This window comes from Micromonospora sp. WMMD998 (assembly GCF_029581235.1).
Taxonomy (GTDB): Bacteria; Actinomycetota; Actinomycetes; order Mycobacteriales; family Micromonosporaceae; genus Micromonospora.
The window spans coordinates 5,287,932-5,312,030 of sequence record NZ_CP120740.1; the positions used below are offsets into that span (position 1 = coordinate 5,287,932).

The window sequence follows — 24,099 nt, forward strand, 5'->3', positions numbered from 1 at the left end:
ATGGTCAGTCGACGACTCTAACGGCTGCGCCCCCGCCCGGGATTCCACGGGGTGACCACCAGAACAGCGGCCCGTCCGTTTCCCGCGCCCCGCCCCGCGCTCCGCGCCCCGCCTCCCCGCTGATTCACGGAAAGAGTGGCTATAGCTTCCGGAACAGCCACAGTTTCCGTGAATCAGCGGGGCAAGGGCGGGCGGCGATCAGGGTCGACGGAGCAGCGCCTTGACCCGTTGGCGACCGAGCACGGCGAGGTAGTCCCACGGCTCGTCGAGACACGAGTCGACCTCGCACGCGGCGATGATCTCGGCAAGTCGGGCCGCCAGGTCGTCGGGATCCGGCTGCACCTGCTCGCAGAGGCGGACGTGGACCGCCCGTAGCGCGCCGCCGATCTCGGCCGGCTCCTCCTCGTACGTCTCCCAGGCGTCGTACAGGTAGCCGGAGATGCCGTCCCACGCGCGAGCGGCCCGCTCCACGAGCACCAGCGTCTCCTCGGTCGGCGGCCGTTGGGCGAGCACCTCCACCTCTTCGACGAGCGCCCGCCCGGCCTTCTCCACGCCGTGCAGATCCCAGCCGGAGCCGCTGGTCGCGTCATGGACCAGGTTGTCGATCGTGCGACGAACCTGGGCCAGCTCACCCGCGGTGAGCGCCTCACGCTGGCCGGCCTGCGCCCGCAGCCTGCCCTCCAGGACGCGGTCCGTGGCCGCCCACTCGGCGACCAGCATGGCCAGCCGCCGCGCCGGGATGCGCCGCGCGAGCTCGGCCAGCTCAGCGACCGTGGGGTCGACCGCCACCGCCGACGGCGGGGTGGCCGCCGACGACCAGGCGAACCCGCCGTCCAGGGCGGCGAGCGTAAGGGCCACCGCGTGCGCGCACAGCCCGGCCCCGGACACGCAGTCGCACTCGGCGGTGAAGCCGCCGGGTGTGACTCCGACCCAGACCTCGATCGGCGGCTCCCCGGCCGCCCGGATGACGCCTGACGCTCCCCCGCCGACCGGCACGAACTCCGCCGGCTGGCCCGCTGATCGCAGCTCGTCCGCTCCGGCGCAGGCCGCCGACCCGGCCGCGTCCCGGAGTACGTCGATGTCGATGCTCACCGCCATCGGGTCATTCAAGCCGATGCGGGTGATGCCGCCGGCATCAGGGCGGCGGACCGACGTCGCGAGCTGTCAGTCGTCACGCAGGTCGACGACGAACAACGACCAGGCGTGCCGGGTGAAGAGGAGGGTCGGCCCGTCCGGGTCCTTGGAGTCACGCACCGCCAGCGCGTCGGAAAGCTCGGCCACCTCGACGCAGTTCGAATCGTTCGCACCGCTTCGGCTGCTCTTGCGCCAGCGAACCGGCGCCGAATCTGAGGGGGGCATCGGCAGCGCTCCACGAGGTCGGAGTCAGTCCGGAACCTCGGCGGCAGCCCGGCTGAGGAGGTCTGCGGACTGGTCGGGATCGAGCGCCTTGGCCCGGAGGTGGTCGAACATGAGTCTATAGCGGGCCACCTGTCGGCTCTCCTCCAGCAACAGCGTGCTGGTGTCGTTGCTGAGGTAGACCACGGTCGGGTCGAGCACCGGATCGTCGTAACTCAGCAGGGTGAAGGCTCCGCCCATCGCGGCGTGCGCTCCGGCGGTGAACGGCAGGACCTGGATCTCCACCGTGGGCATCTCGCACGCCTCGACCAGGCGCGCGAGCTGGGCGCGCATTACCGCCGAACCGCCGACCACGCGCCGGAGCACCGCCTCGTCCAGCACCACCCACAGCGACGGTGGCACGTCACGGGAGAGCAGCGCCTTACGCGCCAGCCTCGCCGCCACCACCCGGTCCGCCTCGTCCTGGTCGGCGGTGCTGCGACCGGCACGGACGATGGCGCGGACGTACTCCTCGGTCTGCAACAGGCCGGGCACGTAGAGGCTCTCGAACGTGCTTATCGAGGTGGCCTCCGCCTCGAAGCCGACGTAGTTGTCCGGCAGCACGTCACCGTACGCGCTCCACCAGCCCTTCTGCCGGGACTGGCGGAGCAGCGCGGTGAGCGACTCCCGTTCGGACTCGGTGGCCTCGTAGAGGTCGAGCAGCGGCGGCATGTCCTTCGGCATCACCCGCGAGTGCCCCTGCTCCAAGCGAATGATCTTGGTCCGGTGCCAGCCGAGGATCTTGGCCACCTCCTCGGCGGTGCGCCCGGTGCGGTCCCGCAGGCGGCGCAACTCCCGTCGCAGTCGACGGGCCCTGATCGTCGGACTTGGCACCTGCGCCATCGCGCCTCACCTCCACGGGGAGTAGCCAATTGTTCTCCAACCGCAGTTGAACATCAAGGCCTTGATGCGACGTTGTATTTTCTTCCACCGTGGGCAACACTGTTGGCAACCGCTCACCTACGGAGAGGCGCAGCCCGGTGACTGACGAACAATCGCTGCGGCGAGGGCGAACCGAGTCCGACTTCCACCGGGACCTGGCCGCCATGCTCGACGGGGCCGACGTGTCCGAGCGGGTCCGCGCCGCCATCGCCCACGCGCTGACCACGGCGGATCCGCTCTCGGCGTACCCCGAAGCTGTGATCAACCGCGGGCCGGCGGAGCGCGAGCGGCGGTCGGGCCGCAACCGGGCGCCCGCCGGCGCCTACCGGATGCCGCGCCGCTGGACGCTGCACCTCACCTACCTGGCGGCCGACGCGCAGGAGGCCCGCGACCAGGCCGTCGTCTACACCGAGGGGCTGACCATCCTGCGCCCCGAACTGAACGCGGACGCCGCGCTGCTGTCCCGGGCCGACGCCTGGAACCACATCGAGCCGGTCTTCTGCAGCCGGGTCGGCCCCGACGGCGAGGTCTGCGCGGACGCCACCGGCCACCCCGGTTTCCACCACGCGGCCGGCATCGACGGGCTGCGGTGGGGTGACGGCGACGGGACGACGGGGCTTCTTCCGTAACGCTGTCGGGGGACGCTCGTAGACTGCGCGGATGGTCTCCCCCACCGAGCAGCGGACCTCCGACGCGCTTGACGTGTTGCGCCGGGTCTTCGGCTACGACGCCTTCCGTGGCGTCCAGCAGGACATCATCGAGCACGTGGTGGCCGGCGGCGACGCGCTGGTGCTCATGCCCACCGGTGGCGGCAAGTCGCTCTGCTACCAGATCCCGGCGCTGGTCCGCGACGGCGTGGCGGTGGTCGTCTCACCGCTGATCGCGCTCATGCAGGACCAGGTCGACGCGCTCACCGCGGTCGGCGTCCGGGCCGGCTTCCTCAACTCGACGCAGGACCCGGCGCAGCGCCGCCGGGTCGAGGCCGCCTACCTCGCCGGCGAGTTGGACCTGCTCTACCTGGCCCCGGAAGGGCTGGCGGTGCGGTCCACCCTCGGCCTGCTGGAACGCGGCCGGATCGGCCTGTTCGCGATCGACGAGGCGCACTGCGTCTCGCAGTGGGGGCACGACTTCCGCCCCGACTACCTCAACCTGTCGATGCTGCACGAACGCTGGCCGCAGGTGCCGCGGATCGCGCTGACCGCCACCGCGACCCGGGCCACCCGCACCGAGATCGCCACCCGCCTGCAACTCACCGACGCCCGGCACTTCGTGGCCAGCTTCGACCGGCCCAACATCCAATACCGGATCGTGCCGAAACGGGAGCCGCGCCGGCAATTGCTGAGCCTGCTGCGCGACGAGCACCCGGGCGACGCCGGCATCGTCTACTGCCTGTCCCGGGCCTCGGTGGAGAAGACCGCCGACTTCCTGGTCGCCAACGGCATTCCGGCGCTGCCCTACCACGCCGGCCTCGACGCGGGCACCCGCGCCACCAACCAGCAGCGTTTCCTGCGGGAGGACGGGCTGGTCATGGTGGCCACCATCGCGTTCGGCATGGGCATCGACAAGCCCGACGTGCGCTTCGTCGCCCACCTCGACCTGCCCAAGTCGGTGGAGGGCTACTACCAGGAGACCGGCCGCGCCGGGCGCGACGGGCTGCCGTCCACGGCCTGGCTGGCGTACGGGCTCCAGGACGTCGTGCAGCAACGCAAGATGATCGAGACGTCCGAGGGCGACCTGGCGCACCGGCGCAACCTCGCCGCCCACCTCGACGCGATGCTGGCGCTCTGCGAGACGGTCCGCTGCCGCCGCGCCCAACTGCTCGAATACTTCGGCGAGACCGGGGCGCCCACCTGCGGCAACTGCGACACCTGCCTCGACCCGCCGGAGTCCTGGGACGGCACGGTGGCGGCGCAGAAGCTGCTCTCCACCGTCTACCGGCTCGACCGGGAACGCCACCAGCGGTTCGGTGCCGGGCACAGCATCGACATCCTGCTCGGCAAGCACACCGACAAGATCGACCAGCACGGCCACGACGCGCTGAGCACGTTCGGCATCGGCACCGACCTGCGCGACACCGAATGGCGCGGCGTGGTGCGGCAACTGCTCGCCGAGGGCCTGCTCGCCGTGGAAGGCGACTACGGCACGCTGGCGCTCACCGAGGCCAGCGCCGACGTGCTCGGCCGGCGGCGCACGGTCACGCTGCGCAAGGAGCCGGAGCGTCCGCTGTCCGGCCGGGCCGCGAAGCCCCGAGGCGCGGCGACAGTCGTCGCCGACCTCTCCCCCGCCGCCGCCGGTGTCTTCGAGCGGCTCCGCGCCTGGCGGGCCGCCACCGCCAAGGAGCAGGGCGTCCCCGCGTACGTCATCTTCCACGACGCGACGCTGCGCCAGATCGCGGCCGAGCCGCCGGCATCGCTGGCCGAGCTGTCCCGGTTCAACGGCGTGGGCGAGAACAAGCTCGCCAAGTACGGCGAGGCCATCCTCACCGTCCTCGCCGAGTCCTGACCTGCCGAGCGGGGTGGGGCCTGCTCGATGCGTGAAAGGGCCCGACCCCGGGTGGTGGGATCGGGCCCTTGTCGTTCGTTGTGGGTCAGGAGGTGGAGTAGCCGCGGGTGGCGATCCAGTCGGCGAGGTTGTCGATGGTGATGTGGTAGGAGGCGGTGTTCGGGTTGGCGCTGTCGGCGATGGTGACGGTGTGGCCGTTGTTCTGGTAGCCGACGATGCTGATGTAGTGGCCGCCTTCGAAGGCGTGGGGGTTGCCGTCGGTGTCGGTGGTGGTGCCGGCGATGTTGGCGACCACGGCGCGGCCGTCGTCGATCGTGCGGACGATGTCGGTGCGTAGGGTGTCGGTCTGCTTGTGGTCGGCCTTGGGCGTCTTGATTTCGACGGACCGGTAGGTTTTGCCGGTTTCCTTGTTCAGGACGGGGGTGATGTCGTTGATGCTGTTGGTGCCGTTCTCGGTGGTGCCCATGTCCTTGGCCATGGTGTCGACGTCGATGTTCTTGCCGAGGACGCTGATGGCGTTGCGGGCGGCGGCGGGGCCGCAGTAGTAGAAGTTGGGTTGGGCTTCGTAGCGCACGTCGAGTTCCCGGTCGCCGTTCTTACGGTCGGCGAGCACGGCCTTGTCGGCGTGGGCGGGGGTGGCGTGGGCGGCGATGGCGGGGCCGGCGATGCCGCCGGTGGTGGCGGCGATACCGGCGGCGGTGAGCACGGTCTTACGCAGCAGGGTGGTAGCCATGACGGGTGCCTCCCAAAGGGGGGTGGGGGATGACGCGGCGGTGCCGCGTGCGGGGGTGTGCGGCGATCGGGGGATGCCGCGAGGTCTTGGGGTGAGCGTGTGCCCGGGGTGCGTGTGCCCGGCGCGGGGCGCGGCTCGGGAAGGCGCGTCGAGCGGCCAAGGCGGGTGGCCTGCCGTGACGGCCTTCCGGCGCTGGAGCGCGGCTGACCACGGGGGTGGCCTGCTCGACTGGCCCGGGGATGTAACGACGGCCGGTGGCCGGCCATTCCGACCGGGGCTGCCTCGGCGGGGGCCGGGCTCCACGTGGTCTGCCAGGTATAACGCCTGGCCCCCGGCGGCGATTCCGCGATGGCGGTGGCGCCGACCACGCCCCACCCACCCAAACCAGGCACAATTCGCAGCAAGTTTCGCGAATCCCGCGATGAGACTACGTGTCCGGTTGGATCTTGGTACGGATCCGCCCCCGGAAGGGCGGATCCGTACCAAGATTCACCGTTGTCTCGAAGATCGGACAATTAGTCCCAGAGATCGAGAAGACGGGCTTGATCGACTCCTTTTCGCCGAAGTGGCGGGGTCGGACACACTCGGATACCGCCGTTTCGGCGAGATGGAGTTGATCAAGGGTGCGGCGAATCCACCACGCACGTGGAGCACGGTTCTCGGATGCGGCATGGCAGGTGGGTGAGCGGGGCGGATCCTCGACTGCGGTCAGCGGCGACTACGGGAGCGGCGCAGTGCCCAGATCCCCCCGGCGACGGCCACGGCTGTCGGCAGCAGGCAACAGAGCAGCAGGACGGACAGATGCCACGGCTTGATCGCTCCCATGGGCCGAAGGATAGGCGCCGGGGTCCACCGGGACGGTAGTCAGGACGGTGTCGTGGCCGGGTCGCCGTCGAGGGCGGCGAGGATCGCCTCGGCGGTGCGCCGGCCCACGCCGGGCACCTCGGTGATCTCCTCCACCGTCGCCGTGGACAGCCGCTTCAGCGAGCCGAAGTGCCGCAACAGCGCCTTGCGGCGGACGTCACCGAGGCCCGGCACGTTGTCGAGCGCCGACTCGGTCATCCGCTTCGAGCGCCGCTGGCGGTGGAACGTGATGGCGAAGCGGTGCGCCTCGTCGCGGACCCGTTGCAGCAGGTAGAGCGCCTCGGAGGTGCGCGGCAGGATGACCGGGTAGTCGTCGTCGGGCAACCAGACCTCCTCCAGCCGCTTGGCCAGCCCGCACAGCGCCACGTCGTCGACGCCCAGCTCGGCCAGGGCCTTCGCGGCGGCGGCCACCTGGGGCGGGCCACCGTCGACCACCACGAGCTGCGGCGGGTACGCGAACCGGCGCGGGCGCCCGGTGGTCGGGTCGATGCCGGGGCGGTCGGGGTCGGTGGCGGTTTCCTCGCCCAGCTCCCCGGTCTCGGCGCGGGCGTCGAGGTAACGGGCGAACCGCCGGCGCAGCACCTCGGACATGGCGGAGAGGTCGTCGGTGGCGCCCCGCACGATGAACCGGCGGTATTCGCTCTTGCGGGGCAGCCCGTCCTCGAACACGACCATGCTGGCGACCACGTCGGTGCCCTGGATCTGGGACACGTCGTAACACTCGATGCGCAGCGGCGAGGTGCGCATGGCCAGCGCGTCGGCGATCTCGTCGAGGGCCTGGCCTCGGGTGGTCAGGTCACCGGCGCGCTTGAGCTTGTGCCGGGCCAGCGCGTCCTTCGCGTTGCGCTCGACGGTCTCCAGCAGCGAACGCTTGTCGCCACGCTGCGGCACCCGCAGCGACACCCGGCTGCCCCGCCGTCCGGAGAGCCAGTCGGCGAGCGCCTCGGCGTCGCCGGGCAGCTCGGGCACGAGCAGCTCCCGCGGGACGTCGGCCTCGCCCTGCTCGCCGCCGTAGACCTGGGTGCAGAAGTGGTGCACGAGGTCTCCGGTGGTCAGCTCCTCGGTCTTCTCCACCACCCAGCCGCGCTGACCCCGGACCCGGCCGCCACGGACGTGGAAGACCTGCACCGCGGCCTCCAGCGGATCGTCGGCGAACGCGACCACGTCGGCGTCGGTGCCGTCGCCCAGCACCACGGTCTGCTTCTCCATCGCCCGGCGCAGCGCGGCCACGTCGTCGCGCAGCCGGGCGGCCCGCTCGAACTCCAACTGCTCGCTGGCGTCGAGCATGTCCTTCTCGAGCCGGCGGACCATGGTGTCGGTGCGGCCGGCCATGAAGTCGCAGAAGCCGTTGACGATCTCCCGGTGCCGCTCGGCGGTGACGGTGCCGACGCACGGCGCCGAGCACTTGCCGATGTAACCGAGCAGGCAGGGCCGGCCCACCTGACCGGCCCGCTTGAACACCCCGGAGGAGCAGGTGCGCGCCGGGAACACCCGCAGCAGGAGGTCGAGCGTCTCGCGGATGGCCCAGGCGTGCGAGTAGGGGCCGAAGTAGCGCACCCCCTTGCGCTTGGCGCCGCGCATCACCTGCAACCGCGGGTATTCCTCGTCGAGGGTGACCGCGAGGTAGGGGTAGGACTTGTCGTCGCGGTAGCGGACGTTGAACCTCGGGTCGTACTGCTTGATCCAGGTGTATTCCTGCTGGAGCGCCTCCACCTCGGTGGCGACGGTGATCCAGTCCACCGACTCGGCGGTGAAGACCATCTGCCGGGTGCGCTGGTGCAGGTTGACCGGGTCGGCGAAGTAGGAGTTGAGCCGGCTGCGCAGGTTGCGCGCCTTGCCCACGTAGATCACCCGGCCGGTGCCGTCGCGGAAGCGGTAGACCCCTGGCGCCTCCGGGATGGTGCCGGTCGCGGGACGGTAGGTCGAGGGGTCAGCCACACCGCAAGCGTAGTCCGCACCCCCGACACCGACCGCCGCCGCGCCCTCGCCCGCACCCGGCGGACGAGGGCGGCGCGTCCGGTCAGGCGAGCGTGATCTGGTCGCCGTCGACCTTGATCTGCCTGGCGGCGAGCGGCGTGGTGGCCGGGCCACCCTTCACCGCGCCGTCGGTGATCGAGAACCTGCTGTTGTGGCAGGTGCAGTTGATCGTGCCGCCGTCGACGTTCGACACCGGGCACCCCTGGTGGGTGCAGATCGGATCGAAGGCTTTGAACTGGCCGGCTTCGGGCTGGGTGATGACGACGCCCTGGCTGGCGTACACCCGGCCACCGCCGACCGGGATGTCGGTGGTGCGGGCCAGCGGACCGCTGCTGTCCCGGTTGCCACCGCCGGCGTCGCCGGTCGCGGTGGCGCTCGGCGGGCCCGCACTGGTCGGGGCGAGGCCCGGGGTCGCGTCGTCGTCACCGCAGCCCGCGAGCACCACCGCCGCGCCGACCGCGCCGGCGCCCGCGAGCAGGGCCCGCCGGCTCTGGGTGACCCGCCCGGTCAGCCCCTGGTCATCACTCATCTCCGGCCTTCCTCTCGACTGTCGCCACCGTTCATGATCCGTGGCCACACGGGGTTACACGCACCAGGGTGGGGGCCCGGTTCATACCGGGGCGTCACGGAACGGGTAAACCATCCGCATGCGCAGGGACGGACCGGTCACGCCCGGCCCGCCCGCGTACGCGGCGGTCAGCGCGCCCCCGCCGGCACCTTGCGGGCCCGCGACTTCGTGGCGCCGTTGGCCTTGGCCGCCCGGGTGGTGGCCGCCTTGGCGCCCTTGGCCTCGCCCGCCAGCTTGAGGATCGGCCGCAGGAACTCGCCGGTGTGGCTCTCCGACACCTCGGCGACCTCCTCCGGGGTGCCGGTGGCGAGCACCGTGCCGCCCCGGTGACCGCCCTCCGGCCCCATGTCGATCAGCCAGTCGGCCGTCTTGATCACGTCGAGGTTGTGCTCGATGGTGATCACCGTGTTGCCCTTGTCGACCAGGCCCTCCAGCACCATCAGCAGCTTGCGGATGTCCTCGAAGTGCAGGCCGGTGGTGGGCTCGTCGAGCACGTAGACCGTCCGGCCGGTGGAGCGCTTCTGCAACTCGGAGGCGAGCTTGACGCGCTGCGCCTCGCCGCCGGACAGCGTCGGCGCGGGCTGGCCGAGCCGCACGTAGCCCAGCCCGACGTCGACGAGCGTCTTCAGGTGTCGGTGGATGGCCGGGATGGCGGAGAAGAAGTCGGCCGCCTCCTCGATCGGCATGTCCAGCACCTCGGCGACGGTGCGGCCCTTGTAGTGCACCTCGAGCGTCTCCCGGTTGTAACGCGCGCCCTTGCAGACCTCGCAGGGGACGTAGACGTCCGGCAGGAAGTTCATCTCGATCTTGATGGTGCCGTCGCCGGAGCACGCCTCGCAGCGCCCGCCCTTGACGTTGAACGAGAACCGGCCCGGGCCGTACCCCCGGACCTTCGCCTCGGTGGTCTCGGCGAAGAGCTTGCGGACGTGGTCCCAGACCCCGGTGTAGGTGGCCGGGTTGGAGCGTGGGGTGCGCCCGATCGGCGACTGGTCCACGCCGACGACCTTGTCCACGTGCTCCAGGCCGGTGATCCGGGTGTGCCGGCCGGGCACCAACCGCGCGCCGTTGATCTGGTTGGCGAGCACCGTGTAGAGGATGTCGTTGACGAGCGTGGACTTGCCCGAGCCGCTGACCCCGGTGACCGCGATGAGCTGGCCGAGCGGGAAGCTCACGGTGAGGTTGCGCAGGTTGTGCTCGCGGGCGCCGTGCACCACCAGCTCCCGGCCCGGCGTCTGCGGCCGGCGGGTGGCCGGGGTCGGGATGGCCCTGCGCCCGGCCAGGTAGGCGCCGGTGACCGACTCGTCGTTGTCGAGCAGGGCCGGCACCGAGCCGCTGTGCACGATCTTGCCGCCGTGCTCGCCCGCGCCCGGGCCGATGTCGACGATCCAGTCGGCCACCCGGATGGTGTCCTCGTCGTGCTCGACCACGATCAGCGTGTTGCCCAGCCCACGCAGCCGCAGCAGCGTCTCGATCAGCCGGTGGTTGTCGCGCTGGTGCAGGCCGATCGAGGGCTCGTCGAGCACGTAGAGCACGCCGACCAGGCCGGAGCCGATCTGGGTGGCGAGCCGGATCCGCTGCGCCTCGCCGCCGGAGAGCGTGCCGGCCGGCCGGTCCAGGGAGAGGTAGTCCAAGCCGACGTCGAGCAGGAACTTGAGCCGGGCGTTGATCTCCTTGAGCACGCGCTCGGCGATCATCTTCTGCCGGTCGGTCAGCTCGATGCCGGCGAGCAGGTCGGCCGCCTCGCCGACGGAGAGGTTGCAGACCTCGGCGATGCTCCGGCCGGCCAGGGTGACCGCGAGCACCTCCGGCTTGAGCCGGGCGCCGCCGCAGGCCGCGCAGGGCACGTCGCGCATGTAGCCCTCGTACTTGTCGCGGGACCACTCCGACTCGGTGTCGGTGTGCCGGCGCTCGATCCACTGCACCACGCCCTCGAAGCCGGTGTAGTAGGAGCGCTCGCGGCCGTACTTGTTGCGGTAGCGCACGTGCACCTGGTCGTCGGAGCCGTGCAGGATCGTCTTCTGCGCCCGCGACGGCAGCGCCCGCCACGGCGTGTCGACGTCGAAGTGCTCGGCCTCGCCGAGCGCCTCCAGCAGCCGCAGGAAGTATTCCAGGTTGTGCCCGGTGGCCCAGGGCTGGATCGCGCCCTCGCGCAGCGTGCGCTCCGGGTCGGGGATGACCAGCTCGGGGTCGACCTCCTTCTTGGTGCCCAGGCCGGTGCACTCCGGGCAGGCGCCGTAGGGCGCGTTGAAGGAGAACACCCGGGGTTCCAGGTCCTCGATCGCCAGGGGGTGGTCGTTGGGGCAGGCCAGGTGCTCGGAGTAGCGGCGCTCGCGGGCCGGGTCGTCCTCGGCCAGGTCGACGAAGTCGAGCAGCACCAGGCCGCTGGAGAGGCCGAGCGCGGCCTCGACGGAGTCGGTCAGCCGCTGCTTGGCGCTGGGCTTGACGCTGAGCCGGTCGATGACCACCTCGATGGTGTGCTTCTCCTGCTTCTTGAGCTTCGGCGGCTCGGTCAGCGGGTGCACCACACCGTCGACCCGGGCCCGGGCGTAGCCCTTGGCCTGCAACTCGGCGAAGAGGTCGACGTATTCGCCCTTGCGGCCACGCACCACCGGCGCGAGCACCATGAAGCGGGTGCCCTCGGGCATGGCGAGCACCCGGTCGACGATCTGCTGCGGGCTCTGCTTGGAGATCCGCTCGCCGCAGACCGGGCAGTGCGGCTCACCGATGCGGGCGAAGAGCAGGCGGAGGTAGTCGTAGACCTCGGTGATGGTGCCGACGGTGGAGCGCGGGTTGCGGGAGGTGGACTTCTGGTCGATGGAGACGGCGGGGCTGAGGCCCTCGATGAAGTCGACGTCGGGCTTGTCCATCTGGCCGAGGAACTGCCGGGCGTACGACGACAGCGACTCGACGTAGCGGCGCTGCCCCTCGGCGAAGATGGTGTCGAACGCCAGGCTCGACTTGCCCGAACCGGAGAGCCCGGTGAAGACGATCAGAGCGTCCCGGGGCAGGTCGAGACTGACGTCACGCAGGTTGTGCTCGCGCGCGCCACGGATGATCAGACGGTCGGCCACGGTGCGTGTGCTCCCGGAAGAAGAATATGAGGCGAAGTCTGTTTTCACGAGTTGCTCGGGCAGGTTTCCCACTGCGATGGCGCAGGAAAAGCGCCCCGGCAACTCTAGCCCCGAGGTGTGACAACTTCCGTCACGCGACCATTCCCCCAGCTCAGAACGCACCGGGAGCGGGCGGGGTCGCCGGGCGTCCGGCCCGCCGCCGCCCGCCCCGCCAGCCGCCCCGCCGCTCGGCGGCCAGCCGGGTCGCGCGCCGCCCGCCCTCGTACGCGATCTCCCGCTGGAGCCGACGCCAGCTCTCCCAGCGCCGCGCCGGCAGCTCGCCCCGGTCGACCGCGTCCCGCACCGCGCAGGCCGGCTCGGCGTCGTGCGCGCAGTCGGCGTACCGGCAGCCGGTGGCCAGCTCGGCGATGTCGGCGAAGGCCCGGTCCAGGCCGGCGGCGCCGTCCAGCAGGCCGACCGCCCGTACGCCCGGGGTGTCCAGCACCGCTCCCCCACCCGGCAGCGGCACCAGCGCCCGCCAGGTGGTGGTGTGCCGGCCCTTGCCGTCGACCCGGCGGATCGCCTGGGTCGGCATCACGTCGGCCCCGGCCAGCGCGTTGACCAGGCTCGACTTGCCGGCGCCGGAGGGGCCGAGCAGGCCGAGCGTGCGTCCCGGCGCGACGTGCCGGCGCAGCGGCGCCAGGCCGGTGCCCCGTTCGGCGCTGACCGGCAGGACCGGTACCCCGGGGGCCAGCTCGGCCAGTTGCCGGGCCACGGCGGCCGGGTCGGCGGCCAGGTCGGCCTTGGTGAGCACCACGAGCGGCTCGGCGCCGGACTCGTGGACCAGCGAGAGCAGCCGCTCGATCCGGGCGGCGTCCGGCGTCGGGTGCACCGGCTCGACCACCGCGGCGGCGTCGAGGTTGGCGGCCAGCACCTGGCCGCTGGCGTCCTTGCCGGCGGTGCGCCGCACCAGCGCCGTGCGCCGCGGCAGCACCGCCTCCACGGTGACCGGGCCGTCCGGCCAGGTGGCCAGGAGCACCCAGTCGCCGGCGCACGGCAACGCGGTCAGGTCGCGGGCCGCGGCGGCGAGCACACCGCCGCCGAGGCTGGCCCGCACCGGCCCTTCCGGGCGCAGCACGGTGCACACGCCCCGGTCGACCCGGGCCACCCGCCCGGGTCGGTGGTCGGCGCGTCGGTCGAGGTGGTCCGCCCAGCGGGCGTCCCAGCCGAGGGCGGTCAGATCGAGGGTCATGGTGTCCTCATCGGTGTCGTCGGGGTGAAGGGCGGAACACGCGCGCTGCGTCCGGCATGCTCACCACCTCCCTCCCGACGCCGCGACCGAAGCCGTCGGCCCCGACGGTAAGGGGCGCGTCGACGCGCCGAAAGCGATTTCCCCGGCAGCGGGGCGGGTCCCGGCCCGCTAGGGTCAGACCCGATGACGACTGATCCGCTGCTGTTGACCGGCGAGCTGGCCGAGGCGAACGACCGGTTGCTGCGTACCGTCTCCGGCCTGACCGCCGCGCAGGTCGCGGCGCCGTCGCTGCTGCCGGGGTGGACCCGCGCGCACGTGCTCACCCACCTGGCCCGCAACGCCGACGGGTTCGTCAACCTGCTCACCGCCGCGCGCACCGGCGAGCCGATCCCGATGTACGCCTCGGTCGAGGCGCGTAACGCCGACATCGAGGCGGGCGCCGGGCGGGGCCCGGCGGACCTGCTGGACGACCTGCGTCGCAGCGGCCAGCGCTTCGACGCGGCGGTGGCGGAGATGCCGGTGGCGGCGTGGGGCGCGACCGTGCAGACCCGGCGCGGTCCGTGGCCGGCGGCGCTGCTGGTCTGGGGCCGGTTGCGCGAGATCGAGGTGCACCACGTCGACCTGGCGGCCGGCTACCGGCCGGCGGACTGGCCGGAGGCGTTCGCCAAGCGGCTGCTGCACGAGGTGACGACCGGGCTGAACGGCGACCCGACCGCGCCGGCCATGGTGCTGCGCGTCGACGGCGCCGCGCACGAACTCGTCGTGGGCGACCCCGAGGGGGCGCCCACGGTCACCGGCCCCGCGCCGGAACTCGCCGCCTGGCTGACCGGCCGGGGCGACGGCGAGCTGCTCACCGTCGACCCCGACGGCCCTCTGCCGAACCCACCGGAATGGATCTGAACATCGTCATGACCTACACCGGAGACGTCACGCCCGGCGGTCCGCCGGCCGTGCGCGAGCTCGACCGGCTCACCGTCACCAAGCTGTCGGTGGGCCCGATGGACAACAACGCCTACCTGCTGCGCTGCCGGGCCACCGGCGAGCAGGTCCTCATCGACGCCGCCAACGAGGCGCCCCGGCTGCTGGAGCTGATCGGTGACGGCGGGCTCGCCACGGTGGTGACCACCCACCGGCACATGGACCACTGGGTCGCGCTGGAGGAGGTGGTCGCCAAGACCGGCGCCCGCGCGCTCGTGCACGTCGACGACGCCGAGGGCCTGCCGATCGACGCGGAGCCGCTACGCGAGGGCGACACCGTGCCGGTCGGCGACTGCGCGCTCGAGGTGATCCACGTGCGCGGGCACACCCCGGGGTCGGTCGCGCTGCTCTACCGGGACCCGGCCGGCGGGCCGCACCTCTGGACTGGCGACTCGCTCTTTCCCGGTGGCGTCGGCAACACCGACCAGGACCCGGAGCGGTTCGGCCAGCTCATCGACGACGTCGAGGCCAAGCTCTTCGGCCGGCTGCCGGACGAGACCTGGTTCTACCCGGGGCACGGCAAGGACAGCACGCTCGGCGCCGAGCGGCCGTCGGTGCCGCAGTGGCGGGCGCGCGGCTGGTGAGCGCGCCGGGTCCGGCCTCCCCCGTGGCGGCCGGACCCGGCCCGGTCAGCCGGTCACCGCGCGCAGCCGGCGCCGGGCGCCGAGCAGCACCGGGCCGGCGAGCAGCAGCCCGACCGCCATGGTGAGCACGGTCGGGTCGGGCGCGCCGGGCAGCAGACCGGTGAGTGTCCGCGCGGCCAGCCCGAGCGCCACGTAGAGCCCGGCCCACGCGGTGGCACCGAGCGCCGCGCAGGTGACGAACCGCCGGTACGGCATCCGTAGCCCGCCGGCGGCGAGCGGCAACAGCGCGTTGAACACCGGCAGGAACGGCGCCACCAGGACGATCCGGCCGCCACCTCGATGCAGCAGCGTCTCGGCGGCGGCCCAGCGGGACTCGCCGATCCAGGCGCCCAGCCGACCGCTGCGCAACCGCGCGCCCCAGCGTCGCCCGGCGAGGAAGCTCAACGACCAGCCGGCCAGGCATCCGGCCACCACCGCCGCGACGGCCGCCGCGCCACCGGCGGGACGGCCCGCGCCGACCGCGGCGAGAACCGCGGCGTCGCCGGGGACCAGCACCCCGAGCAGGGGTACGGCGTCGGCGAGCATCACCACGCCCAGCAGGCCCATCAGCAGTGGTGGGCAACTGCCCGAACTGGGCGAGGAGATCGGTCATGCCTCGCACGCTAGGCCCGGCCGGCCACCCGGCACATCGGGCGTGATCCCCCACCGGCCCCGGAGATCGCATCCGGAGGATCCCCGAGGGTCAACGGGGACGCAGCACCTGCACCCGGCGCACCGGTGAGTCCACCGCGGGCTCGGTGGTGGGCACCGGATAGTCGGCCACCACCTCCAGCCCGTCCGGCGGCAGGTGTCCCCGGTCCGGGTCGCCGACCAGCACCTCGACGCCCCGGTCGGCGCAGCGCCGCAGGTAGGGCAGCACCCGCGCGGCCAACTCCGCGTCGTACAGGGCGTCCCCGGCCACCAGCAGGTCGACCGGGGCCACGCCGTCGAGCAGGTCCTGGCCGTCGGCGTTCACCGTGACCCGGTTCACCCGGGCGTTGACGGTCACGGCGGCCAGCGCGTAGGGGTCGATGTCGTTCGCGACCACCAGGTCGGCGCCGGCGAGCGCGGCGGCGATGGCCACCAGCCCCGAGCCGGCGCCCAGGTCGAGCACCCGCCGCCCGGCGGCCAACTCGACGTGGTCGAGCAGGTGTCGGGCCAACGCCTGCCCCCCGGCCCAGACGGAGGCCCAGTACGGCGGCGGGAGGGACCGACCGGCGGCGGCCTCCATCCGCGCCCACCACAGGATGGCGTCCTCGGCCAGGTGCAGCCGCACCTCGGGCACGAACGGCGCGGCCACCAGCCGTAGGCGGTCCGGGCCCGCGCCCGGCGCGGTGATCTCCCGTTCGAGGTCGGCCAGCGCCGTCGTTGTGCTCATCGGGGCAAGCATGCCCCCGCCCGCCGCGTGTCGGGGGCATTTGGCGGTTCCGAGGTATTCACGAGCCACGCCGGCACTTCCGCCAGCGGATCCGGGCGCGGGCGGTTACTGTCGAGGAGGTACAGGGCGATCACCGGCCGCGGGCCGGTGCTCACCCGCATTGAACAGGGAGAGACGCATGGCAAGCGGCACGGTCAAGTGGTTCAACTCGGAAAAGGGCTTCGGCTTCATCGAGCAGGACGGCGGAGGCCCGGACGTCTTCGTCCACTACTCGGCCATCCAGAGCGGCGGATACCGCGAGCTGAACGAGGGCCAGAAGGTCGAGTTCGAGGTGACGCAGGGCCAGAAGGGCCCGCAGGCGGACAACGTCCGCCCGATGTGATGTGACAACGTGCCGGTGGCGGCGGTCGGGCTCCGACCGCCGTCGCAGCGCGTTCTCAGGCGGGTGCCGCCGGCAGGTCACGCCGCCGGCGTAGTGGCCCCAGCAGCAGAAGCAGCGGGGTGAGCGCGAGCCAGCCGGTCATCAGCCGGATCGCGCCCGCCGGCCCCCACGCGGCGCCGAGCGCGCCGGCCAGCAGCGCGGCGAGCGGGATGGTGCCGTAGTTGAGCAACTGCATGCTCACGGTGACCCGGCCGAGCAGGTGGTGCGGCGTGTAGGTCTGCCGGAAGCTGCCCTTGACCACGTTGCCGACCGCGACGCCCAGGCTGACCAGCACCCCGCCGAGCACCAGCCGGGCCACCCGCGCGCCGGGGCCGGCGAGCGGGATCAGCAGCGCGGGCGGGCCGGTGAGCGCGCCGGCGAGCAGCAGGACCCGGGCGGTGCCGAGCCGGCGGGCGAGCCGGGCGGCCAGCGTCGCACCGACGACGCCGCCGAGGCTGGCCAGGCCGATCAGCAGGCCGACCAGGCCGGCCGGCAGGTGCGCCGAGCGGACCAGGAAGACCACGAGGACCGCCTGGTAGCCGGTGAGCCCGATGTTGCTGGCCGCGCCGAAGACGGTCAGCACCCGCAGGTACGGATCCCGGGTGACGAAACGCAGCCCGTCGGCCACCTCCCGGCGCATGGAGGTCGACGCGGCGGGACGCGCCGGTCCGGGTTCGACGGTGCGGATCCGGCGCAGGCACAGCGCGGACGCCAGGAAGCTCACCGCGTCCAGCGCCACCGCGGTCACCGCGCCGGCGAGCTGGGCGATCAGGCCGGCGAGCCCGGGGCCGAGCAGGTAGCTCGCGGTCTGGGTGGCGTGCAGCCGGGCGTTGGCCGGCGGCACCTGCTCCGGTGGCAGCAGGGCGGGCAGGTAGACCTGGTCGGCGGTCTCGAAGAAGACCCGGGCCAGGCCGGCGCCGAGCGCCACCACCAGCAGGTGCCCGACGGTGAGCAGGTCGAGCAGCGCGGCGGCCGGGACGCTTGCGAACAACGCCGCCCCGGTCAGGTCGGCGGCGATCATCACGGGGCGGCGGCGGACCCGGTCGACCCACGCCCCGACCGGCAGGCCGGCCAGCAGCCAGGGCAGCCAGGCCGCGGCGGTCAGCACCGCCACCTGGAACGTGGTGGCGTCGAGCACCGCGACGGCGACGAGCGGCAGCGCGACGGTGGTCATGTTGCTGCCCACCGCGCTGATCGTGTGGCCGGTCCAGAGCAGCCGGAAGTCGCGGTGCCGGCGCAGCCCGCCGCGCGGCGCGGCGGTGGGCGGCGCGGGCACGCCGGCCGGGGCGGTCACGGCCGGGCCGGGACGCCGTGGGTGAACACGAAGACCGGTTCGCGCCGTTGGCCGTCCTCGGGGACGGGCCGGTCGGCCCACCGCATGAAGAGGGCGATCACCTCGCGGCTGAGTTCGGCCAGCTCCTCCGGGGTGAGGTGCAGCCAGTGGTCGGTGCTGAACGGTCCGTCGCCCCAGGCGGCGCGGGCCTCGTCGGGGGCGGCGTGCCAGGCCCGCACCAGCGCGGCGTGCCGCTCCAGGTTGAGCGAGCCCGCCGCGTCGGCCACCACCCGGGCGGACGGGTCGTCGTCGAAGTCGGACTCGGACCAGCGCACGCCCCTGTTCCGAAGCTTCCACCAGCTCTCGCGGCGGTCGCGGGCCAGCTCGGGCGCCTCGACCAGCAGGTCGGCGGCGGCCAGCACCCGGAGGTGGTGGCTCACGTTCGCCGGCGCCTGGTCGGTGCGCTCGGCGAGTTGGCCCACCGTGCTCGGGCCGTACACCTTGAACACGTCCATGAGGCGGCGGCGCAGCGGATGGGCGAGCGCGGCGAGCACCCGCGAGTCGGTGACCTGTCTGACCGTGGGCTGATCCATGCGGCCGAGTCTGACATCCGCAAGAGATGTTGCGCAATGTCTGTTGCGGAATGCCCCGGCGCCGCGACGCTGCAGTCGTCGCGGCGCGCGCGTCAGGCGGTGAGCCGCCGGGACAACTCGTCGGCGACGTCCCGGGCGATCTGCGGGGGGATGGCCTCGGCGATCCGCTCCGGCGGCAACCCGGCGAGGACGCCGGCGACGATCTGCTGCTCGTCGGTGAAGTCCTTGCCGGACAACTCGTTCACCTGCGCCACGAGCGCCGGCCATCCGCGCAGCATGGCCAGCATCTGCTGGAGCGGGGAATTGGCCGCCGGCGGGGTGATCAGGCCGGCGGTGTTGGCCGGCGAGATCAGCCAGTTCCGCAGGTTCTGCAGATCGGCGAGGACGTCGCCGACGGTACGGCTCGTCGAGCCGGTGTTGCCCACGAGCTTGTCGTTCTGTTCCATCTCGTTCTCCGGTTTCGTCGGGGCGATCAGTCCGATCGCGGTGAGATAGCGGCGGAACAACGGGGTCTGGTCCCGGCCCGCTTTGGTGGAGTCGCGGAAGAAGCTGATGTGGGTGTGGAACAGGTGGCTGCTGTCGCCGCTGGTGCGCTTGCCCAGCCGGTCCCACCGCCGCACGGTGCGGCCGTCCGCGGAGTAGATGACCTCCCGGATGTCCCGGGAGTCGGCCGTGTTCGCCGCGCACTGCGCCACCAGCCAGGTGGAGAACGTCCGCAGCGTGTGCGTGGCGCCGTCGGAGCGGACCGAAAACGTACCGACGTCGAGCGCGGAGGCGTACAGCGTCAGCCCGGAACGGTCCCGGGTGGACTCCACCACCGAGTAGTCGTTCGCGACGGTGCGGTCCGAGCCGCAGTGGTAGCCGCCGCGGTGACTGGCGTCGCCGACGATGCCGACCTCCGCGGGTTCGAGATCGGCGTCCCGGACCGCGTTCTTGTCCACGTTGAGATAGGTGAGCAGCAGGGTACGGACGGCCAGCAGGTTTGCCGGGGCCGACGTCATGGCAGATCCCCTTTCCGATCGATGATCGGCAACGACACGACGATCACGAAAAGTGATGACGTGAGATCTGCGGACGTGCCCCTGCCGGATGACTGCACAGCAGCGGGCACTTGCTGCGAGCCTATCCCCCGTTCCGGGAAATGCCCAGCTCAGCAGCGATATTTAGCGATTATCGGACCGGTGTGGACGGCGACGACGTGAGCGGCAGCAGCAATGCCGAAGGGTGCTCGCGACCGCACAGCACCTCCCGCCATCCGGCACGCAGCGTCACGGCGGTGCCGAGTGGCTCCCCGGTGCCCGGGTTGCGCGCGTACCGCGGGTGGGCGCCGCCGGAGACCTGGACGCGCAGCCGGTGCCCGGGCGCGAACCGGTAGGCGGTCGGCCAGAGCGCGACCGGCACCCGCACCGCGCCGGACCCGTCGGGCGGGAACCGGCCCGGTTCGACGCGGACCAGGCCGTCGCAGACGTTCCAGGAGCGTCCCCGCCGGTCCACGTCGCACAGCCGCACGAACACGTCCAGGTAGGACAGCTCGCTGCGTAGGTGGATCTCGGCGTGCACCGGCCCGACCACCTCCACCGGGTCGCGTACCGGGTCGCTGGTGTAGGTCAGCACGTCCGGGCGGGACTCGACCGGACGGTTGTCCACCGCGCCGGCCCGCTGGGCGACGAGCAGCGGCCCACCGAGCGACGGGGTCGGGTCGGCCGGGTCGTACCAGATCCGGTCCGGCGCGCCGTCGTCGGGCGGCCCGGGCGCCAGGCCGCCACCGGGTCGCAGGTGCCAGCGGGTCGGCGTGGCGGGCGGGGGCCAGTCCGGCAGGTCCCGCCAGCCGCCGCCGGCGCCGCCGACGTGCACCCGCACCGGCGCGCGGGCCGGCGCGGGACGCCCGGCCAGGTGCTCGTCGAACCAGTCCAGCCCCTCCCGCAGGGACGCCACCAGCAGCCCGGGGCTGCCGTGGGTCCACGGGCCGACGGTCAACGTCGGCCGGGCCCCGGCGGCCCGCAGCCGGGCGTAGTCGTCGAGCTGGGCCGGGAGGAAGATGTCCTGCCAGCCGCTGACCATGGCGATCGGCGCGCGGACCTCGGTGATCCGGTCGCCGAAGACCCGGGCCCGCCAGTAGTCGGCGTCCGGCGTGTGGTGACGCAGCCACTCCTGGAAGAACGGCACGGTGACCCCGGTGGCGACCCGGTCCGCCTCGGCCAGCGGCAGGTGGGTGAGCGCGCGGACGAGCCGGGGCTGGCCGCGCTTGAGCTCCCACTGCCGGGCCAGCCAGGGCACGGTCTGCGCCTGGAGCAGCTCGGCCCAGGTGAGCACCGTGTCCAGCGCGAACGACTCCCCCGCGTACGTCGAGTCGCGGGTGGCCGAGGCGGTCACCACCGCGACCATCGCGCGCAGCTCGTCGCCCGCCTCGGCGGCCACCGCCCACTGCACGAAGCCCTGGTAGCTGGCGCCGAACATGCCGAACGCCCCGGTCCACCACGGTTGGCGGCGCAGCCAGTCGAGGGTGTCCAGGCCGTCGTCGCGCTCGTGCACGAGCGGGGCGAACTCGCCGCCGGAGCCGAAGGTGCCGCGGCAGGACTGGATCACCACGTGGAAGCCCCGCTCGGCGACCAGGCGGCCGAGCAGCCGGATCGGCCCGCCCCGCCCGTACGGCGTGCGGATCAGCACGCAGGCCGCGCCCGGCAGGTCCGGCGCGTAGTGGTCGGCGCGCAACGTGGTGCCGTCGCGGACCCGCACCGGGATGTCCCGCCGGACGGCGATCCGGCCGGCGCGGGCGGCGGGCAGCCGCAGCGCCGCCGCGGCGAGCCGGGTGACCAGCCGCACGGTCAGCGGTCGCCGGACGGCTCGGGGGCGACGCGGGCGGCGCGCACCTCGTCCCGGTGCGCCCGCATGCTGTGCACCATCTCGCCCAGGAACCGGTGCACCACGGCCAGCTCGTCGTCGGTGAAGCGGGCCATCACCTCGTCGGTGCGCCGGCCCAGCGGGCCGAAGAAGCTCCGCGCCAGCGTGGCGCCCCGGTCGGCGTAGTGCAGCAGGATCTTGCGGCGGTCGGCGGTGTCCCGGTCGCGCCGGATGTGGCCCGCGCGCTCCAGCCGGTCGACGAGCGCGGTCACCGAGCCGGACGAGAGGTTGAGCACGTCACCGAGCCGGCCGGGGGTGATCGGGTCGCCCACCAGCTCGGCCTCCATCACCGCGATCAGGGCCTGCAGGTCGGTGGGGTTGAGCCCGTGCAGGCCGGCGAAGGCGTGCCCGACGTGCTGCGCGTCCGTGGAGTAGCGACGCAGGTCGTTGGTGATCTCCGCGACCATCCGCCCCCGCGGATCGTCCCGTCGCCGGTACATGCCGTGCCCCGCCACCGCTCGCCGCCACCTCTTCCCCGGTCCGGTTGCAGCATAAGCCCTTTCCGGATAATCTCGCCCATCAAGATACTCGCCCAGCGAGAAGACATGTGAGGCCCGCAGATGTCCCTGTTCACCCGCGTCGCCCGGGGCCGGCTGGCCGCCTGGCTCACCGTGGTCGCCGCCCTCGTCGTCGGCGCGGTCGTCTTCGGCCTGCCCAAGCCGGACAACCCCGAGCCGATCTCGGCCACCGGCCTGTCCGTCGAATGGCAGTCGACCCAGGTCGAACGCCTCCAGGCACAACTGCCCTCCGACGACGTCCAGCCCGCCCTGGTGGTGGTCAGCCGCGCCGACCGGGCGCCGCTGACCGGCGCCGACCGGAGCGCGCTCGACGACGCCGCCGGCACGCTCGGCGACCTCGCGGCCGGCGGCCGGGTCGCCCCCGCCCAACTGTCCCCCGACGGCACCGTGGCACTCGTCGCCGTGCCGCTGTCCACCGCGGGCGACCAGCAGGCAGTCGTCGACGAGGTGGTCAAGGTGCGTGACGCCGTCGCCGGACTGCCCGACAACCTGATCGTCGAGGTCACCGGCGGGCCCGCCTTCACCGCCGACCTGAGCAAGGTGTTCCAGGGCGCCGACACCACGCTGCTGCTGGTCACCGCCGCGGTCGTGGCGCTGCTGCTGCTCGTCACCTACCGCAGCCCGTTCCTCTGGCTCGTCCCGCTGCTGGTGGTCGCCGCCACCGAGCAGCTCACCCTGCGCACGGTGGAGACCATCGTGCCCGCGCTGGGGATCTACCTGCCCAGCGGCCAGGTCACCGGCATCGCCAGCGTGCTGGTCTTCGGCGCCGCGACCGACTACGCCCTGCTGCTCATCGCCCGCTACCGGGAGGAGCTGCGCCGCGAGGAGAACCGGTTCGCCGCCATGCGCGCCGCTCTGCGACGCACCGCCGAGCCGATCCTGGCCAGCGGCGGCACCGTCGTCCTCGGCGTACTCACGCTGTTGCTGTCGGAGCAGGAGACCAACCGGGCGCTCGCCGTGGCGTGCGCCACCGGCGTGGTGTTCGCGATGCTCTCCGCCCTGTTCGTCCTCCCCGCCGCGCTCGTGCTCTTCGGCCGTGGCCTGTTCTGGCCGTTCGTCCCGCGCGTCGGCTCGCCCGCCCGGGAGGGCCGGCTCTGGGGCCGCCTCGGCGAGCTGGTCCTCCGCCGGCCGCTGCCGGTCGCGGTGCTGGCCACGCTGCTCCTCGCCGGCCTCGCCCTGGGCGGCCTGGGCATCCGCACCGGACTGTCCGAGACCGAGCAGTTCCGGGAGCGGCCCGAGGCGGTCGCCGGCGCGGAAACCCTGGCCCGGGCGTTCCCGGCCGGCAGCACCCAGCCGGTGGCCGTGCTCACCACCCCGCAGGCGGCCCCCGCGGTGCTCGCCGCCGCCGGCGCGGTCGACGGGGTCGCCTCGGCCCGGCCGGGCGCCGCCGACGACCGGGTCGCCCAGGTCGACGTGGTGCTCGCCGCCGAGCCCGGCACCGCCGCCGCCGACCGCGCGGTGGTGGCGCTGCGCGACGCGGTGGCCGCCGTGCCGAACTCCGCGCCACCCGCCGTCGACGGCGTGGACGCTCCCGACGGCGCCCTGGTCGGCGGCGCGGTCGCCGCCACCTACGACTCGAACCAGGCGAACACCCGGGACCTGCGACTGATCCTGCCGATCATCCTGCTGCTCGTCGGCGCCGTGCTGGTGCTGCTGCTGCGCGGCCTGCTCGCGCCGCTGCTGCTGGTGCTGACCGTGATCGCGTCGTTCTTCGCCAGCCTCGGCGCGGCCTGGCTGCTCTTCGACCACGTGCTGGACTTCCCGGCGCTGGACAGCGGGGTGCTGCTGCTCGCGTTCGTGTTCCTGGTCGCGCTCGGCGTGGACTACAACATCTTCCTGGTCACCCGCGCCCGGGAGGACGCGCGGCGGGCCGGCACCCGCGACGGCATGCTCTCCGCGCTGCGGGTCACCGGCGGCGTCATCACCAGCGCCGGGGTGCTGCTGGCCGCGGTCTTCGCGGTGCTCGGCGTGCTGCCGCTGATCACGCTCACCCAGATCGGCATCATCGTCTGCCTCGGCGTGCTGCTGGACACGCTGCTGGTCCGCACCGTGCTGGTGCCGGCACTGGCGTTCCTGCTCGGTGACCGGTTCTGGTGGCCGGGACGGATCACGCGCGAGCCCGGGACGCCCGACGCACCCACCGACGGGGCCGGCGCGCCGGCCGAGCCGGTCACCGCCCGGGACTGACCCG

Annotated in this window: 20 protein-coding genes and 1 pseudogene; 6 read left to right on the forward strand and 15 right to left on the reverse strand. The window is 73.0% G+C overall.

Features of this window, described 5'->3' with window-relative positions; genetic code table 11:
• Positions 1-198: 198 nt before the first annotated feature.
• The 3 genes from O7619_RS23805 to O7619_RS23815 form a co-directional block, all read right to left on the reverse strand.
• A complete protein-coding gene (locus O7619_RS23805) occupies positions 199-1,098 on the reverse strand; it encodes a hypothetical protein (RefSeq protein ID WP_282283524.1) in 900 nt (299 codons plus the stop codon).
• A gap of 66 nt (positions 1,099-1,164) precedes the next feature.
• Positions 1,165-1,359, reverse strand: coding sequence for a DUF397 domain-containing protein (locus O7619_RS23810; RefSeq protein WP_282283525.1), 195 nt, complete (start codon positions 1,357-1,359; stop codon positions 1,165-1,167).
• Positions 1,360-1,383: 24 nt separating this feature from the next.
• The gene (locus tag O7619_RS23815; RefSeq protein ID WP_282283526.1) at positions 1,384-2,238 is read right to left on the reverse strand and encodes a helix-turn-helix transcriptional regulator; all 855 of its coding nucleotides are present in this window, start codon (positions 2,236-2,238) and stop codon (positions 1,384-1,386) included.
• A 137-nt stretch (positions 2,239-2,375) separates the two neighbouring features.
• Between O7619_RS23815 and O7619_RS23820 the strand changes: the two genes are divergently transcribed.
• Positions 2,376-2,906 (forward strand): hypothetical protein, encoded by a 531-nt coding sequence (locus O7619_RS23820; protein WP_282283527.1) that lies wholly within the window; start codon positions 2,376-2,378, stop codon positions 2,904-2,906.
• Between the two features lie 31 nt (positions 2,907-2,937).
• A complete protein-coding gene (gene recQ, locus O7619_RS23825; protein WP_282283528.1) occupies positions 2,938-4,779 on the forward strand; it encodes a DNA helicase RecQ in 1,842 nt (613 codons plus the stop codon).
• An 85-nt stretch (positions 4,780-4,864) separates the two neighbouring features.
• Here the strand turns inward: recQ and O7619_RS23830 are convergent, their stop codons facing one another.
• From O7619_RS23830 to rsgA, 5 genes are all read right to left on the reverse strand, one after another.
• The gene (locus O7619_RS23830) at positions 4,865-5,512 is read right to left on the reverse strand and encodes a C39 family peptidase (protein ID WP_282283529.1); all 648 of its coding nucleotides are present in this window, start codon (positions 5,510-5,512) and stop codon (positions 4,865-4,867) included.
• 864 nt (positions 5,513-6,376) lie between these two features.
• Positions 6,377-8,314: an excinuclease ABC subunit UvrC gene (gene uvrC, locus O7619_RS23835; protein ID WP_282283530.1), complete on the reverse strand. Its 1,938-nt coding sequence runs from the start codon at positions 8,312-8,314 to the stop codon at positions 6,377-6,379.
• 82 nt (positions 8,315-8,396) lie between these two features.
• The gene (locus O7619_RS23840) at positions 8,397-8,882 is read right to left on the reverse strand and encodes a Rieske (2Fe-2S) protein (protein ID WP_282283531.1); all 486 of its coding nucleotides are present in this window, start codon (positions 8,880-8,882) and stop codon (positions 8,397-8,399) included.
• A gap of 167 nt (positions 8,883-9,049) precedes the next feature.
• The gene (gene uvrA / locus O7619_RS23845) at positions 9,050-11,992 is read right to left on the reverse strand and encodes an excinuclease ABC subunit UvrA (RefSeq protein ID WP_282283532.1); all 2,943 of its coding nucleotides are present in this window, start codon (positions 11,990-11,992) and stop codon (positions 9,050-9,052) included.
• Positions 11,993-12,143: 151 nt separating this feature from the next.
• Complete coding sequence (rsgA, locus tag O7619_RS23850) at positions 12,144-13,223, reverse strand: ribosome small subunit-dependent GTPase A (RefSeq protein WP_282283533.1); 1,080 nt, start codon at positions 13,221-13,223, stop codon at positions 12,144-12,146.
• Between the two features lie 183 nt (positions 13,224-13,406).
• On the opposite strand from rsgA, the gene O7619_RS23855 reads away from it, so the two are divergent.
• Both O7619_RS23855 and O7619_RS23860 read left to right on the forward strand, forming a co-directional pair.
• Positions 13,407-14,123, forward strand: a complete 717-nt coding sequence (locus tag O7619_RS23855) for a maleylpyruvate isomerase family mycothiol-dependent enzyme (protein WP_282283534.1) — start codon at positions 13,407-13,409, stop codon at positions 14,121-14,123.
• Positions 14,124-14,131: 8 nt separating this feature from the next.
• Positions 14,132-14,785, forward strand: coding sequence for an MBL fold metallo-hydrolase (locus O7619_RS23860; protein ID WP_282283535.1), 654 nt, complete (start codon positions 14,132-14,134; stop codon positions 14,783-14,785).
• Between the two features lie 45 nt (positions 14,786-14,830).
• Here the strand turns inward: O7619_RS23860 and O7619_RS23865 are convergent.
• Positions 14,831-15,437, reverse strand: a pseudogene (locus O7619_RS23865) (VTT domain-containing protein).
• A 90-nt stretch (positions 15,438-15,527) separates the two neighbouring features.
• The gene (locus O7619_RS23870) at positions 15,528-16,202 is read right to left on the reverse strand and encodes a 50S ribosomal protein L11 methyltransferase (RefSeq protein WP_282283536.1); all 675 of its coding nucleotides are present in this window, start codon (positions 16,200-16,202) and stop codon (positions 15,528-15,530) included.
• 178 nt (positions 16,203-16,380) lie between these two features.
• On the opposite strand from O7619_RS23870, the gene O7619_RS23875 reads away from it, so the two are divergent.
• A complete protein-coding gene (locus O7619_RS23875; RefSeq protein ID WP_281587571.1) occupies positions 16,381-16,584 on the forward strand; it encodes a cold-shock protein in 204 nt (67 codons plus the stop codon).
• A gap of 55 nt (positions 16,585-16,639) precedes the next feature.
• On the opposite strand, the gene O7619_RS23880 is transcribed toward O7619_RS23875, so the two are convergent.
• The 5 genes from O7619_RS23880 to O7619_RS23900 all read right to left on the reverse strand — a co-directional run bounded on the left by O7619_RS23880 (position 16,640) and on the right by O7619_RS23900 (position 21,830).
• Positions 16,640-17,917 carry an MFS transporter gene (locus O7619_RS23880; protein WP_282283538.1) on the reverse strand — a complete coding sequence of 426 codons (1,278 nt, stop codon included), beginning with the start codon at positions 17,915-17,917 and terminating at the stop codon, positions 16,640-16,642.
• Positions 17,914-18,489, reverse strand: a complete 576-nt coding sequence (locus O7619_RS23885) for a helix-turn-helix domain-containing protein (RefSeq protein ID WP_282283539.1) — start codon at positions 18,487-18,489, stop codon at positions 17,914-17,916. Before O7619_RS23885 ends, O7619_RS23880 begins: the two co-directional genes overlap by 4 nt.
• A 92-nt stretch (positions 18,490-18,581) precedes the next feature.
• Positions 18,582-19,490: a hypothetical protein gene (locus tag O7619_RS23890; RefSeq protein ID WP_282283540.1), complete on the reverse strand. Its 909-nt coding sequence runs from the start codon at positions 19,488-19,490 to the stop codon at positions 18,582-18,584.
• Positions 19,491-19,659: 169 nt separating this feature from the next.
• Positions 19,660-21,318: a CocE/NonD family hydrolase gene (locus O7619_RS23895; RefSeq protein ID WP_282288922.1), complete on the reverse strand. Its 1,659-nt coding sequence runs from the start codon at positions 21,316-21,318 to the stop codon at positions 19,660-19,662.
• Entirely contained in the window at positions 21,315-21,830 is a 516-nt protein-coding gene (locus O7619_RS23900; protein ID WP_282288923.1) for a MarR family transcriptional regulator, read from the reverse strand. The genes O7619_RS23895 and O7619_RS23900 overlap by 4 nt, the downstream gene beginning before the upstream one ends.
• Positions 21,831-21,950: 120 nt before the next feature.
• Here O7619_RS23900 and O7619_RS23905 point away from each other — a divergent pair, with 120 nt between their 5' ends.
• Positions 21,951-24,095, forward strand: a complete 2,145-nt coding sequence (locus O7619_RS23905; RefSeq protein WP_282283541.1) for an MMPL family transporter — start codon at positions 21,951-21,953, stop codon at positions 24,093-24,095.
• The last annotated feature ends 4 nt before the right edge of the window (positions 24,096-24,099 follow it).